The 13,515-nt window shown below is 69.4% G+C and carries 14 protein-coding genes; 8 read left to right on the top strand and 6 right to left on the bottom strand.

Going from position 1 to position 13,515, the window contains the following annotated elements; genetic code table 11:
* The first annotated feature begins 52 nt into the window (after nucleotides 1-52).
* On the top strand, nucleotides 53-1,114 hold the full coding sequence (locus DFJ69_RS11225) for a phospholipase D-like domain-containing protein (RefSeq protein WP_116022422.1): 1,062 nt from the start codon (nucleotides 53-55) through the stop codon (nucleotides 1,112-1,114).
* Between the two features lie 25 nt (nucleotides 1,115-1,139).
* Here the strand turns inward: DFJ69_RS11225 and DFJ69_RS34235 are convergent, their stop codons facing one another.
* The 4 genes from DFJ69_RS34235 to DFJ69_RS11210 all read right to left on the bottom strand — a co-directional run bounded on the left by DFJ69_RS34235 (nucleotide 1,140) and on the right by DFJ69_RS11210 (nucleotide 3,289).
* Complete coding sequence (locus DFJ69_RS34235) at nucleotides 1,140-1,295, bottom strand: hypothetical protein (protein WP_170177613.1); 156 nt, start codon at nucleotides 1,293-1,295, stop codon at nucleotides 1,140-1,142.
* 2 nt (nucleotides 1,296-1,297) lie between these two features.
* Nucleotides 1,298-1,504 carry a helix-turn-helix domain-containing protein gene (locus DFJ69_RS11220; RefSeq protein ID WP_091094605.1) on the bottom strand — a complete coding sequence of 69 codons (207 nt, stop codon included), beginning with the start codon at nucleotides 1,502-1,504 and terminating at the stop codon, nucleotides 1,298-1,300.
* The gene (locus DFJ69_RS11215; protein WP_116022421.1) at nucleotides 1,504-1,983 is read right to left on the bottom strand and encodes a DUF2975 domain-containing protein; all 480 of its coding nucleotides are present in this window, start codon (nucleotides 1,981-1,983) and stop codon (nucleotides 1,504-1,506) included. The genes DFJ69_RS11220 and DFJ69_RS11215 overlap by 1 nt, the downstream gene beginning before the upstream one ends.
* 76 nt (nucleotides 1,984-2,059) lie before the next feature.
* Nucleotides 2,060-3,289 (bottom strand): MFS transporter, encoded by a 1,230-nt coding sequence (locus DFJ69_RS11210; RefSeq protein ID WP_116022420.1) that lies wholly within the window; start codon nucleotides 3,287-3,289, stop codon nucleotides 2,060-2,062.
* 211 nt (nucleotides 3,290-3,500) lie between these two features.
* Here DFJ69_RS11210 and DFJ69_RS11205 point away from each other — a divergent pair, with 211 nt between their 5' ends.
* Nucleotides 3,501-4,754: a phospholipase D-like domain-containing protein gene (locus DFJ69_RS11205; protein ID WP_170177612.1), complete on the top strand. Its 1,254-nt coding sequence runs from the start codon at nucleotides 3,501-3,503 to the stop codon at nucleotides 4,752-4,754.
* A gap of 513 nt (nucleotides 4,755-5,267) precedes the next feature.
* Here DFJ69_RS11205 and DFJ69_RS34880 read toward each other — a convergent pair.
* On the bottom strand, nucleotides 5,268-5,687 hold the full coding sequence (locus DFJ69_RS34880) for an RNA polymerase sigma factor (protein WP_211328589.1): 420 nt from the start codon (nucleotides 5,685-5,687) through the stop codon (nucleotides 5,268-5,270).
* A gap of 844 nt (nucleotides 5,688-6,531) precedes the next feature.
* Here DFJ69_RS34880 and DFJ69_RS34230 point away from each other — a divergent pair.
* Complete coding sequence (locus DFJ69_RS34230) at nucleotides 6,532-6,678, top strand: hypothetical protein (RefSeq protein WP_170177611.1); 147 nt, start codon at nucleotides 6,532-6,534, stop codon at nucleotides 6,676-6,678.
* A gap of 23 nt (nucleotides 6,679-6,701) precedes the next feature.
* Here DFJ69_RS34230 and DFJ69_RS11195 read toward each other — a convergent pair whose 3' ends face one another.
* A complete protein-coding gene (locus tag DFJ69_RS11195) occupies nucleotides 6,702-7,391 on the bottom strand; it encodes a histidine phosphatase family protein (protein WP_116022418.1) in 690 nt (229 codons plus the stop codon).
* 595 nt (nucleotides 7,392-7,986) lie between these two features.
* Between DFJ69_RS11195 and DFJ69_RS11190 the strand changes: the two genes are divergently transcribed.
* The 5 genes from DFJ69_RS11190 to DFJ69_RS11170 all read left to right on the top strand — a co-directional run bounded on the left by DFJ69_RS11190 (nucleotide 7,987) and on the right by DFJ69_RS11170 (nucleotide 13,309).
* Nucleotides 7,987-8,691, top strand: coding sequence for a crotonase/enoyl-CoA hydratase family protein (locus tag DFJ69_RS11190; RefSeq protein ID WP_116022417.1), 705 nt, complete (start codon nucleotides 7,987-7,989; stop codon nucleotides 8,689-8,691).
* An 18-nt stretch (nucleotides 8,692-8,709) separates the two neighbouring features.
* On the top strand, nucleotides 8,710-9,297 hold the full coding sequence (locus DFJ69_RS11185; protein ID WP_116022416.1) for a TetR/AcrR family transcriptional regulator: 588 nt from the start codon (nucleotides 8,710-8,712) through the stop codon (nucleotides 9,295-9,297).
* A 76-nt stretch (nucleotides 9,298-9,373) separates the two neighbouring features.
* On the top strand, nucleotides 9,374-10,888 hold the full coding sequence (locus DFJ69_RS11180) for a HEAT repeat domain-containing protein (RefSeq protein ID WP_170177610.1): 1,515 nt from the start codon (nucleotides 9,374-9,376) through the stop codon (nucleotides 10,886-10,888).
* A gap of 49 nt (nucleotides 10,889-10,937) precedes the next feature.
* Nucleotides 10,938-11,858, top strand: coding sequence for an NADP-dependent oxidoreductase (locus DFJ69_RS11175; protein ID WP_116022414.1), 921 nt, complete (start codon nucleotides 10,938-10,940; stop codon nucleotides 11,856-11,858).
* Nucleotides 11,859-11,929: 71 nt separating this feature from the next.
* Nucleotides 11,930-13,309, top strand: a complete 1,380-nt coding sequence (locus tag DFJ69_RS11170; protein ID WP_116022413.1) for an SMI1/KNR4 family protein — start codon at nucleotides 11,930-11,932, stop codon at nucleotides 13,307-13,309.
* Nucleotides 13,310-13,515: the final 206 nt, after the last annotated feature.

Raw genomic sequence — 13,515 nt, 5'->3', positions numbered from 1 at the left:
GGGTCCGGTGTTCAACAATCCCAAAGGGAATATCGCCCAGCAATACGCGATAATGCGGCAGATCGAGCGGAACGTGGACACCTCGCCCAAGGGGTCGGTGATCCGGGTGGCGGTCTACAGCATGGGGCTCGACCAGTTCGCCAATAAACTCATCGCCGCCCACCGCCGTGGAGTGAACGTGCGGGTGCTGATGGACGCCCACTCCGCGAACGACACCTGGCGTCGCCTGGAGCGGGTGCTGGGCAGCAGGGCGGACGCACGCAGTCACGCGGTGCTGTGCTCCGGCGGATGCATGTCCCCGTACCGTCGGAAAGGCGACACCGTCTCCTCACTGCACACCAAGTACTTCCTCTTCTCCGGCAACGGCAGGCCCACCGTGACCATATCCAGCGCCAATCCAACGGTCCTCCAGGCGGAGGCCGCCTGGAACAACAGTTACACGGTGGTCGGGAACAAGGGCCTCTACAGCGCCTTCGTCCGAAACTTCACCGACATGACCAACGGCGCGAACGGCTATTACGACGCCGATTACCACTGGACCTACGGGACCAATCCCAAGGCGTACTTTTGGCCGCGGGCCTGGGGCGGCAGCGACACGGTCCTGACCATGCTCGACCTCGTGACCTGCTCGAAGACCCGCCGCAGCCGGGTCCGCGTCGCGATGTTCCAGTGGACCGACGGCCGAATGGCGATCGCCCGAAAGCTCGCGAGCATGGCCTCCAAGGGCTGCCGGGTCACCGTGATCTACACCAGGGACCAGATCTCCCCGTCCGTCCGTTCCACCCTGGCGCGTTCGCGCGTCGTCGTCCGCGACACCACCCACGGACGGACCCGCGACGGCTACGCGGCGCACTACACCCACAACAAGTACGTGTTGATCGACGGCCGATACGCCGGGGCCGACCGCCGTAAGATCGTCCTCACCGGCTCGGCCAATTTCACCGTGACCGGCCTTTATTACAACGACGAGTCCTACCTCAGGATCGTCAGCCCGAGTGTCCACGACGCCTACCTGCGGAACTTCAACCAACAGATCACCGCCGTCCGCAGCGCGACCACCGAAAGCCACGCCCCGGCCCTCCCCATCCATCCGGAGGAAACCCGAGCCGGCTGAAATGGAGGCGATACCGGGCCCGGCGCTATCTGTTGCGTCGGGCGGCCCTTATGCCGGACGCCACCGCTCCGACGGCGAGTACGACGCCCAGGAGTTGGAGCCCCGGTGAGTCGTCGGCCTCTCCGAACACGACGCCGGCGACGCCCAGGGCGAGGGCCAGGAAGGCGAGGAAGTACTTCATGTTCATTCCTCGACCCATTCGAGAAGGTCGCCGGGCTGGCAGTCGAGCACCCGGCACATGGCCTCCAGGGTGCTGAAGCGCACGGCCTTGGCGCGACCGTTCTTCAGCACCGCCACGTTCGCCGGCGTGAGCCCGACGCGTTCGGCGAACTCGCCCACGCTCATCTTGCGTTTCGCCAGCTCGACATCGATGCGGACCACGATCGGCATCAGATCACCGCTTCCATGTCGGTCCGCAGCGCGGTGGCCTGCCGCAGCAGCGCACGCATCACCACCATCAGGAGCCCGAGCACGGTGACACCGATCGTCATCAAGAACAGCAGGAGCGGCAGCCCGGGATCGTCGGCCTTGAAGCCGACGTACAGGAACACGCCCACGAGCATCGCCCACGCGGCGGCGATGGCCCACACGATCGCGTCCACCCATGCCAGCGACGCCTCGCTGAAGATGCGGTCGTTCTTGACCATGGTGAGCAACTTCCAGGTGCACACGATCACCACCTGAACGCACAGCACCCACAGCACCGACACCGCCGTCATCGGCCACCTCAGGTAGGCGTGGTCCGGGGACTCCTCGGCCATGTGCGCGAACTGTCCGGGCAGGGAGAGGGTCTGGAACACGACCAGGATCCCGAACAGCACCACGAGGAACACTCTGAGGGCGGCCACCGCCCGATGTTCTTTCACCATGCATCGAGTATCGCTCGCTACCTATCGATTGTCAATCGATACTTGCCGTTCCACGACACGCAGGGCTCGCGGCAGCTCACACGTCGGTTCGATCGACCGAAGCCGGATCGTGCCGCCACGGCAGGAAGACGACGGTTCCCAGGAGCGCCACGACGGCGACGGAGATCGCCACGCGGGGTGAGGTGACCGTGGCGAGGAGGCCCCAGGCGATGGTGCAGGCGGCACGGGCGGCGTGGTTGCCGATCGACCAGGCGGTGAGGACGCGGGCGAGCCCGTCGTCCGGCGTCCGTTCGAGTCGATAGGTCGCGAAGACGGGATTGAAAACGGCCATGAAAAAGACGGTGCCGGTATGGACGGCGGTCACCAAGGCCAGGCCGAGCCAGCCCGAACCCATCAGGGGAAGCAAGGGAAGCCACGCCACACGCGCGATACCGGCCGCCAGCAGAACGGAACGACTCTCGCGATGAACGAGCCGTCGACTGAACCTGGCCCCCAGGATTCCCGCAATGCACGGAATGCCCACGGAAAGGCCGTACTGGAACGGACTGAAATGCAGCTCGCGCAGCATCATCACGGCGAGGATGGGAGCCATGGCGATGATGAGCGCACTGACCGACACCGTGTTGAGGAACAGAATCCGCAGCCCGCCGTCGGCAAAAATGTACCGCCACCCGGCCACGATCTCCCGACCCCGATGGCGCCCGTTCCCACGGCTGGGAGGGTCGGCTTCGCGCCCGGCGATCGAACGGAGCCCCAGCGCGGAGAGCAGATAACTGACTGCGTCCACGAGCACCGTCGTGGCCGGTCCGAGTACCGCGATGAGCAGCCCGCCGACCGGCGGCCCCACCGCCGAGGAGGTCCACAACACGCTTTCGAACCTGCCGTTGGCCTCCCTCAAATGCTCGCGGGCGACGAGCGTTTTCAGGTACGCCCCCGAGGCGCTGACGAAGACGATCCGGCCCAGCGCCACGAACACCGCGACCACGGCCAGATGAACGTACGTCAACGCACCCGCGACATGGGCGATCGGCACGGTCAGCACCGCCGCGCAGCGAACGAGGTCCGCCCCGATCATCAGAGGGCGCTTGTGCCGGAACTCGATCCACGGGCCGAGCGGGAAGGCGAGCAGCGCCCCGACCGCCCCCGCGAGCGCCGAGAGCAGCGACACCTGCAACGGGCTGCCGGCCAGCACGAGCACGGCGATCAGCACGAAGGCGTCGGTCGCCACCGCACTGCCGACCGTGCTGACCGTGTACGCCGCCCACAGACGGGTGAAGTCCGGCCCCGGACGGTTCGCGACACCCACGCCCCACGCCTCCTCAAAACAACGGAATGATGTCAGACCCTCAGGAGGCGGGCGTCCCGCACGGGCGGCGCATCGGCCACGCTCCGCGAACAATGACACGCGAGATTTCTTTCACTAAAAACAAAAGCGGTCATTCACGATAATCTGCGCCAATGTTAAAATTCTCCTGCTAAAATCCCGGTCAATGACCACCGTGGGAAGGGGAAAGCGCGTGGCATATCGGATCGAGCGGCGCATCGTCGCCATCGTGGTCGCCTTGGGCATGGCGGGGGCGGGAGTCGGTCACATCGGCACAGGAACGGCGCAGGCGGCGTTCGCCCCCCGATCGGGCCCCGTGTTCAATAACCCCAAGGGCGGTGTCGCCCACCAATATGCCATCATGCGGCAGATCGAGCGGAACATCGACACTTCGCCGAGGGGTTCGGTGATCCGGGTGGCGATCTACAGCATCACACTGGACCGGTTCGCCGATCGACTGATCGCCGCGCATCGGCGCGGAGTGCACGTGAAGGTCCTGATGGACACCCACGGCGCGAACCGCATTTGGCGGCGACTGGTGGCCGTGCTCGGCGGCAAGGTGAACGTGCACAAGAGCGCGAGCAGCTATGCGGCCCTATGCTCCGCCGGGTGCGTTTCCCCCTACCGCAAGAACGGCCGGGCCATTTCCTCGCTGCACACCAAGTACTACCTCTTCTCCGGCGGCGGAAAGCCGACCGTGACCGTCTCCAGCGCCAACCCGACACGGGCACAGGCCGAGGTCGCCTGGAACAACAGCTACACGGTGGTCGGCAACAAGGGCCTCTACGGCGCCTTCGTCCGAAACTTCACCGACATGTCCAAGGGGGCCAAGGACGACCACGACCGGAACTACTACTGGACGTACGGCGCCAACCCCAAGGCGTACTTCTGGCCGAAGGCCCGCCGCGGCAGCGACACGATCCGCAACATGCTCGATCTCGTCACGTGCTCGAGAACGCACCAGAGCAAGGTTCGCCTCGCGATGTTCCAATGGAGCGACGGCCGCCTAGCGGTCGCCCGCAAACTCGCGAGCATGGCGTCCAAGGGCTGCCGGGTCACCGTCATCTACACCAAGGCCCAGATCGCCCCGTCCGTCCGCTCCACGCTGGCCCGTTCCCGCGTCGACGTCCGCGACACCACGCACGGAAAGACCCGCGGCGGTTACGCGGCGCACTACACCCACAACAAATACCTCCTGATCGACGGCCGGTACAACGGCGCGAACGGCAGGAAGTTCGTCCTCACCGGCTCGGCCAACTTCACCCGGAACGGCCTCTACCACAATGACGAGGCCAACATCAAAGCCGTCGACCCACACGTCTACGACGCCTATCTACGCAACTTCAACCAGCAGATCGCCGCCGTACCCGCCTCAATCGCAAAACAACGCGCCGAGGACAAGCGCCCCACCATCCCCCTCCACCCCATCGAGGCCCGAGACTCCTGACCGACGACCGGTTCCACGGTGGCTGTGTGACGCAGAAGCATCCGCCGCGCCTCACCACCGCGGACACCATCGACATGCCCGATGAGCATCCGCCCGGCTCGTCGCTCAGGCCTCGATCGTCTTCTGACATTGCTGATCCACCAGTTCGATGGTGTGGACCCTTCACCGCATCGGGCCCTCCCCGAGTTCCAGGGCACGCTGATCGAGCGGCTCCCGGCTCCGCCGCGTTCGATCCGGCGGCGCAGGTCGCGATGTCCAGAGGAAGGCCTGCGGCTGCACCATCACCTCCGGTCCGTGATGCGGTCGGGCGGAGACGGTGACCTGGGCGGGTTGGCGGTGAGGCGTTGGGCGAGGGTGCGCAGGCCTCGGTGGGTGATGGTTCGGACCGTTCCAGCGCGTTTGCCCAGGACCTCGGCCGCCTGTGGAGCCGTGAGGCCAGGACGACGCGGAGGAGGACGGCCCTGGCCTGGTCGGGCGGCAGGGAGGCGATCAGTGCCAGGGCGGTGTCGGTGGTCATCCGGTCGATGGCGGAGGCCGAGGTGTCGTCGGGGCCGGGAAGTTCGGCCAGTTCGTCGGGGGCGGACTCCACGGCGGGCCGGCGGCGGCGTTGGCGCAAATGGTGGCGGCCCACGCCTGGAAGCGGTCGTAGGTGCCGTGGAAGTGGTGCAGGTCGCGGGCGATGTGTTCCCAGGTCTCCGAGGCGACGTCCTCGGCGTCGGTGCCGACGACGGCTCGCAGGTAGCGCAGGACCCGGGGCTGGACGGCGCGGTACAGCCTGCGGAAGGCGTCCTCGTCTCCGTGCCGGGCCGCCTCCAGGGCGAGGGCGAGATCCGGGTCCGGCGGCGAGGCGAGGTGCGGTGGACGGGCGTGGGGGTCGGTCGCCGGCAGGGAGACGCCACCGCCGGACGGCTCCCGGCGGTCCAGGCTCCGCATCGATGAGTCACCTCCGGGTCCGGCGTCCGTCGTGGGCGGTCGGCAGGGGTGGACGGCTACCCCGACCCGATTTCACGGCTCCGGTGACGCGATTTCGGTGGGCCAATTAATGATTTCGCAGGTTGCTCTCAGTGGTCGCTTCGAGTCTTGTGGGTTTGCAGGTGGGGGCTATAACGGCACTAAATGGAACGGCCTTTGCGTTGCGGGCGAGATGCCGAGTTACGGTGGAAGAATCGTGCACGGCGACCCGAAGTTCTTGACGCGCCCTGTGCCGGCCGATGGATCCGTGATCGTGAGGGGAACGAGCCCGCCATGCTCTTTGTGCAAAGGAATCGGAAATGAACCGGCCGCTGTGGTCGTCCGGGTAATGATTTCCCGCGCATGGAGAATCGGAGGCCTCCCGTGGTGGACGATCGACCGGACCCGTTCAGATCATCGCGCGAGTGGGAAGCATCACCGAAGAGCTCAGCGACCGCGATAGAGGGTTCGGTGTCTGGGCTCATCTGGCCCGAAAGGCCGGCTGGCAGGTCACCGAGTTTCTCATCGACCCCATGAGCCCGAAGGGTCGGAGCTCGGCGCTGTCATCGTTGAAGGAATAAGATATACGATTCGATATGGCCTCCGAGTCCGAGAGGTCATGATCGATATGGACGGCGTTTACTCGGAGAAGCCCGTTCTGGTCTACGCCGCGTGGGCGGAGCCTGATCTGACTGCTTACCAACTGACCTGCGACGCTGGGTGATGGGGTCGCCCGTGAGTTGATCCGGGCCTCCGGGTACCGAACCTTGCGGATTCTCTTTGTGGCACAGATCCAGGAGGAGTTTGCTGCGGCGGTCGAGAGGCCGTGGAGCGCACGGAGCTTCTCTTCGAGACGCGTGGTGGCTGCCATCTGGTGATCGATATACGTCGAGATGGCACCGTCGAAGACATCAACGCGGCCGTTCAGCCTTGTGTGGAACAGGGGCGCGAATGGTCGGACTTCCCCGCGTGAAAGGAGATCTGACCGGGCCGGGGTCAGTCCAGGGCTGGGAAGGGGTGGTCTTCTGGCGCCGGGGCCGTCAGGTGGGTCGTGGCGCCGGGGATGAGGCGGAAGGGGTGGGGGGCGATGGGGCGCCAGAGTTCGGTGACCGTGCAGTTGGGGATTTCGGTGCCGGCGTAGAAGTGGTGGAAGGCTCGCATGGCCGGCGGGTCGGGGTCGGTGGTGCCGGTGAGGAGGCACCAGATGACGGCCTTCATGAAGATGCCGTGGGTGAAGACGGCGATGAGGCCGTCCTCGGGGCGTTCCGTCAGGTGGTTCAGAAACGTGTGGGCGCGGGTGATGAGGGCTTTGAAGGACTCGCCGTCGCCGCCGGTGGCATGGGCGGGGTCGTTGCGTTCCCAGTAGGCCCGGGCGTGGGGGAGGCGTTGGGGGCCCGTGGTGCGGGGGGCGTGCAGGCGGCCCAGGAAGGTGAACTCCTGGACGGGCCACTCCTCATGCGGGACGTCGGGGAAGCGTTCGAGAGTCGGTCGGGCCGTCTGTCGTGCTCGGAGGAAGGGGGAGCTGACGACGAGGGCGGGTGGGGCTTCGAAGGTCGCTGCCAGGCGGGCCGCCTGGTCGTGGCCGTGTTCGGTGAGGGGGGCGGCGGCGGGTCCGTCGGTGGGGAGGCCGGCGTTCGACTCGCTCTGGCCGTGTCGGATCAGCCAGACCCGCCTCGTCGTGATCACGGCGACAGCGTGGCACGTGGGGGCGGGGTCCCGAAAGGCTCGTGAGGGGGTGCGCCCGACGCATCGGCTGTTTCGCGACGCCGGGCCGTCGTCGCGGTCGTTCGGGGTCGTCCCACGGCATCGACCGCGAAGTGGGCGCCCTTGGACGCGGCGGTTTCCCGTCGGTTCGTGTTGGGGTGAGCACGGATTGTTGAAGTGTGCTCATCTGACTACAAGCAGTCCCCGGTTAAGGCGTTCCATAATCACATCCGCGGTCGCGGGACGCAGGGCGATCAACTCAACGCCCCGCAACCGAGGAATGTGTCCCTCTCATTATGTCAGGAGTCCCCATGGACGACATCGTCACCAGCCTGCTCGCCGACTTCGCGCGCCTGCTGGGCTGGCTCATCTGACCTCGCCGGTGAACAAGGCGTGAAGCACGCCGCGGTCGGGCCGTCCGTCGAAATGACGGGCGGCCCGTTCGGCGTGCGGTCGCGCGGAACCCCCGCCGGACCGGTGTTCGAAGACGACCGGTGGGCAGGACCGAAAACCTGAAAATCGTTCACAAGCAATCGGGACCTTGTTTCGTAACGGCGTCACGGTTACGGTGACGGCCATGAGCGAACAGGTCTCCTACGCGGCCCAGGACGGCGTCGCGGTCATCACGATGGACGACGGCAAGGTCAACGCCCTGTCGCCGGAGCTGCTGGCGGCGGTGGACCTGGCCTTGACCAGGGCGGTGGACGAGGGCCTCGCCGTTCTGCTGTGCGGGCGGGACGGTGTGTTCTCCGCCGGCTTCGACCTGCCGACGCTGATCGGCGGGGGGCCGAGGGCGCACACGATGCTGACGGCGGGGTTCCGGCTGGCCGAGCGGATGCTCGCCCTGCCGGTGCCGACGGTCGTCGCCTGTGGGGGGCACGCGCTCGCCATGGGGGCGTTCCTGCTGCTGGCCGCCGATCATCGGGTGGGCGCGGCCGGCGACCACCGGATCGCCGCCAACGAGGTCGCGATCGGCCTCACGGTCCCGGCCGCCGGGGTGGAGCTGTGCCGTCGCCGGCTCACCCCGGCGCACTTCCAGCGCGCCGTCGTCAACGCCGAGGTCCACGATCCCGAGGCGGCCGTCCGGGCGGGCTTCCTCGACGAGGTCGTGCCGCCCGAGGCGTTGCGGGCCACCGCCACCGCGGTCGCCCGGCGGCTGGCGGGCCTCGATCGCCGGGCGCACGCCGCGACCAAGCTCCGGGCCCGGTCCGAGACGCTCGCCGCGCTGCGCCGGGCGATCGACGACGACGCGGCCGACTTCCACCTGCTCTTCGGGTCCTGACCCGTAAGATCACCGACCGTGCCCCGAGCCAAGCAGCGCACCCCCGAACTGCGCGACCGCCTGCTCAGCGTCGCCGTCCAGACCCTCACGGAGGAGGGGGTCACCGGCTTCACCACCCGCAACGTCGCCGCGAAGGCGCGCACGTCGACCCCGGCGGTCTACGAGCTGTTCGGCGACCGCGCGGGTCTGGTCCGCGAGGTCTACTTCGAGGGCTTCCGGCTGCTCCGCGCCCACTTCGACCGGCTGGCCGCGACCGACGACCCGCGCGCGGACCTGCTCGCCCTCGCCGCCGCGTTCCGTGAGTTCCTCTGCGGCAACCCGGTGCTGTCCCAGGTGATGTACGCGCGGCCGTTCGCCGACTTCGACCCCACTCCGTCCGAGCTGCGGGCGAGCGCGTCCGTGCGGGAGTTCGTCGTCGAACGGGTCGCGCGCTGTGTCCGCGCCGGCGCGCTGACCGGTGACGTCACCGACATCGCCCACGCCTTCGTCGCGCTCGTCCAGGGACTGGCCGCCGCCGAGAACGCCGGACGGCTCGGCACCTCCGCCGGGTCCGTCGAACGCCGCTGGACGCTGGCCCTGCGCGCCCTGCTGGACGGCCTGCGCTGACCCGTCCCGACGTTTCGGGCCAACCGGCCGTACGTCTGGAACGTCCCCTCAAGGGGCACCATCGGGGGGAGTGGTCGTGATCGCGGAACATCAGGTGGCGTTCTTCCTGCGTGAGATCCGTTCGGCCGACGCCGGGCGGCGCGCCGCCGCGGCCAAGGGGCTGAGCCGGGCTCCCGGGCACGTCACGGAGTTGGTGGCGCTGGCGTCGGATCCGGATCCGACGGTGCGCGCCGCGGCGGCCCTGGGGCTCGGGCGGCAGGGCGAGGGCGTGCCGATCGAGCCCTTGGTGACGCTGTGCTCCGATCCCGACTCCGAGGTCCGGCGACGTGCGGTGAACACCTTGGATCGGCTCGGCGCGACCCGCCCCTCGGTGGACGCGGCCTTCCGTGAACGGCTCGGGGACGTCGAGCTGCGCAACCGGCCCGCGGTGCTCGTCCGGCTGCTGCGGAGTGAGACGCCGGTGCCGGCCGAGTCGCTGGTGCCGCTGCTCGCCGACGCGGACTCCATGGTCTGGGGGCCCGCCAGGATGCTGCTGAGGTTGCTCCCGGAGGCCGACGCCGTCTTCGCCGACCTGGTGCGCACCGGATCGGCCGAGGTGCGCGAACGGGCGCTGGACATGCTGGCGAGCCCCCGGGCCGGCATCCCCGGGATGAGGCCGGATGCCGAGCCGGAGACACGCGAGACGGCTTGGCATCGGTTCTGGGGACCCGAGCCCGCAGTGGTCCGGGCGCTGTCGGCCGCCCTCGAGGCCGAGACCGAGCCGTACGCGCGCAACGTGCTGTTCCGCGTGCTGGCCGATCGCCGTGTGCCCGAGGTCGTGCCGCAGGCGCGCGCCTGGCTGGCCGACCCCGAGTGCGGACACGGCGCGGCCAAGGCGCTCGCCGGGGCCGGCACGGTCGAGGCCGTCGACCTGCTGCGGACGTTCGCCACCGGGCCCGGGCCGCAGGGGGATCGGCAACGCGGCACGGCGCTCCGGGAGCTGGGCGCGGCCGGCGGCGTCGACGACGCCGAGCTGCTGTTCGGCCTGCTCGGTGATGGAGCCGAGGAGGTGCGCAGGGGAGCGGTCGACGGGTTGGGCGCCTTCTTCCGGCGTTTCGACGGCTCCCTGCACGGCAGACTGGAACAGTGGCGGGCCGAACGCGTGCCCGGCCTCCCCGTTCCGCCTCCCTCGGACGACCCCGCGGTGCGCGGGTTGGCGCGCCGGTCGGCCGAGCGGCTGACGCGCATGCTCGTCGACGACGTGGAACACGCCGACGGGTACCACGACGCCCTGTGGCACATCCCGGAGGTGCGGCCCTTCCTGCCGGCGCTGCTCGGACACCCCGACGGACGGGTGCGTTCCACCGCGCTCCATCTCGCCGAACGGTTCGAGGACATCGACTACGCCGGCCGCCTGCACCTGTTGGACGACGCGCACCACGCCGTCCGCCAGGGCGCGGCGATGGGCTTCCTGCTGCTGGCGTTGCGACACGGGCTGACCGAGGCCGAACGGGACGACCTTCGCCCGCATCTCGTACGCGCCCAGGACGACTCCGACCACTACGTCCGCACCTACACCGCCAAGACACTCGCGCACCTGAACGGGGCATGAGCGGAGGCGTCTCGGGGGAGGTGAGCGTACGGGAGGAAAGGGGGCGGGGATGCGGGCCGTCACTTATGACGCGTATGCCGGCGACAACTCGCGACTGCGGTTCGGTGAGGTCGCCGAGCCCAAGGTCGGGCCCGGTCAGGTGCTGATCGAGGTACGGGCGGCGGGGGTCAACCCGGTGGACTGGAAGATCATGGCCGGGGGCCTCGACGGGATGATGGACACGATGTTCCCGGTGATCCCCGGCTGGGACGTCGCGGGAGTGGTGCGGGCGCTGGGGGCCGATGCGCCGGAGTTCGCCGTGGGCGATGAGGTGATGGCCTATGCGCGCAAGGACGTCGTTCACGCGGGGACGTTCGCCCAGTACGTGGCGGTGGCGGCGCCGTCGGTGGCGCGCCGGCCGGACACGCTCGGATGGGCCGAGGCGGGCGGCCTTCCGCTGGCGGGGCTGACCGCGTTGCGCTGCCTGGGCCGACTGGGGGTCGGCGACGGCGACACGCTGCTGGTGCACGGGGCGTCCGGGGGAACGGGCGGGTTCGCGGTGCAGATCGGACGCGCGCGCGGGGCCCGCGTCATCGGCACCGCCTCCGAACGCAACCACGACTACCTACGGGACCTGGGCGCCGAACCGGTCGTCTACGGGGACGGGCTCGCCGGCCGGGTGCGGGACCTGGCCCCCGACGGGGTGACGGCCGTGGCCGACTTCGTCGGCGGGCAACTGCAGGTGACGCTCAAGGTGCTGGCCCGGGGCGGACGTCACGTGTCGGTCGCCGACAACACCGTGCAGGAGCACGGCGGCCACTGGATCTGGGTCCGGCCGGACGGGGCGCGGCTCTCCGAGCTGGGCGCCCTCGCCGAACGCGGGCTGCTCAAGGTGGAGGTGGCCGAGACGTTCGCGTTGGACGAGGTCGGCGCGGCCTTCGACGCCAGCCGCCACGGCCACACCCGCGGCAAGCTCGTCATCCTGCCCTGAGGACGACCCTTTGTCGGTGCTTCGTGATAGTCGTCTTCCTTGCGAACGTCGAGGACGACTGGAGGCCGCCGATGACCTCGCTGCACGACCTTGCGACCTGGGAGCCGCTGCTGAGGCTCCTACGGTCCGGCAACGCGGCGAGCCTGGCCGCCCCCGGCGGTCACGTGGCGGGGCGGATCGGGCGCGGCGGGTGGAGCGTGCCGCTGACCAGGCCGAGGCCGCAGCCCGGCCGGGCCGCCCAGGTCGACGACATGCGCGGCGAGTTCGACGCGGTGGGGCGGGTGCAGGCCGCGCTCAAGGATGAGGGTCTCGACGGCATCGCGTTCGTCGTGGAGATGGAGCCGTCCGGGCGGACCGTCCTCTCCCTGCTGACGCTCGGCCCCGCGGTGGAGGCCGGCATCGGGCCGTACCCGGGCTCGCTCGTCCTGGTCGAGGGCTCCGTCCCGGAGCCGTGGCGGCGGCTTCCCGAGCCCGTGCCCGGTGCCGCGCTGGCACCCACGGCCGACCCGACGTGGCTGGAACGCACACTTCGCGAGCGGCTCCCCGGGGCCATCGGCGCCACCGAGGCGGAGATCACCGCAACGGAGGCGCGCCTGGGCGTCGCCCTGCCCGACGAGCTGAAGGCGCTCTACCGGGTGACGCGGGCCCGATGGCAGGACTGGGGCGACGACCCCACGGCGGCGCAACGCCTCGCCGAGACGGTCCGCTGCGAACCGTTCCCGCTGGACGAGCTGTACGTCGCCGACGCGTCGTCCCGTCCGGCCCCGTGGCGGTTCGGGGCGATGGACGCGGTCACCACCCCGCCCGACGCCGCGGTGCAGGGCCTGGTCGGCTCACCCGGCTGGATCGCCTTCGGCGACAACGGCGGCGGCGACCGGCTCGCGGTCGACCTCACCCCCGGCCCTCGCGGTCACCTGGGGCAGATCATCCTGATCGGCCACGAGGAGAACGTCGGCGCCGCACTCCTGGCCGACTCCCTCACCGACCTGGTGGCCGACCGCCCCAGCGAAGCGCCCCCCGCCCGGCCCCTTGACGAGCCGCCCCACGTCGCCAGGGTCAACATCCGTGCCCTCACGAGCATCGAGGCCGCCGCCCACCCCGACCTGGAGGTCCTGAGCATCGGCGTCTGGAAGGACACCCCCCTCAGCCTCGCCCCCGTCACCGACCTGCCCCGCCTGCGCACCCTGACCGCCTACCCCGGCACGCTCGCCGACCCACTGGAGATCGCGAAGCTGAACACCTTGGAGTTCCTCGACCTCGCCCCACCGGAATGGCGCGCCCTCCTGAACGCCGACGCCGTCCCCCGCAGCCTCTCGGCGGCGGCCATCGAAGTGCAGGGCAAACCCCACCCCCTCCCCCTCGTCGACCTCGCCAACGAGATCCTCGCCCTCTGGGACCGCCCCCCGATCACCCGCACGGTCGTCGAAGGCCACCTGACCCCCGACCCGTGAACCCCCTTCGGTACCCGCACGCGCCCCCGGCCGGCGATACCACCCGACATCGGGTGAGGAGCGGCAATGCCTTTGCCGTCTACCGCCGCATCGGATGACCGTGCGCGCCGCCGGTCGGCTGACGTCTGTCGCCGGTCGGGCGATTCCACGCGGACGTGGTGTGCGCTGTCGAGTCAGAAGGGATGAGGACCGTGCCGCCGTGTCGG

This window comes from Thermomonospora umbrina (genome assembly GCF_003386555.1).
Classification (GTDB): domain Bacteria; phylum Actinomycetota; class Actinomycetes; order Streptosporangiales; family Streptosporangiaceae; genus Thermomonospora; species Thermomonospora umbrina.
The sequence above is the reverse complement of the archived record's forward strand: the minus strand, read 5'-3'. Positions and strand labels throughout refer to the sequence as shown.

Coding starts and splice junctions, on each gene's coding strand:
- DFJ69_RS11225 (WP_116022422.1), top strand. CDS start 53: ATGCGGCAGATCGAGCGGAACGTGGACACCTCGCCCAAGGGGTCGGTG.
- DFJ69_RS34235 (WP_170177613.1), bottom strand. CDS start 1,295: ATGAAGTACTTCCTCGCCTTCCTGGCCCTCGCCCTGGGCGTCGCCGGC.
- DFJ69_RS11220 (WP_091094605.1), bottom strand. CDS start 1,504: ATGCCGATCGTGGTCCGCATCGATGTCGAGCTGGCGAAACGCAAGATG.
- DFJ69_RS11215 (WP_116022421.1), bottom strand. CDS start 1,983: ATGGTGAAAGAACATCGGGCGGTGGCCGCCCTCAGAGTGTTCCTCGTG.
- DFJ69_RS34880 (WP_211328589.1), bottom strand. CDS start 5,687: ATGCGGAGCCTGGACCGCCGGGAGCCGTCCGGCGGTGGCGTCTCCCTG.
- DFJ69_RS11190 (WP_116022417.1), top strand. CDS start 7,987: ATGAGCGAACAGGTCTCCTACGCGGCCCAGGACGGCGTCGCGGTCATC.
- DFJ69_RS11175 (WP_116022414.1), top strand. CDS start 10,938: ATGCGGGCCGTCACTTATGACGCGTATGCCGGCGACAACTCGCGACTG.
- DFJ69_RS11170 (WP_116022413.1), top strand. CDS start 11,930: ATGACCTCGCTGCACGACCTTGCGACCTGGGAGCCGCTGCTGAGGCTC.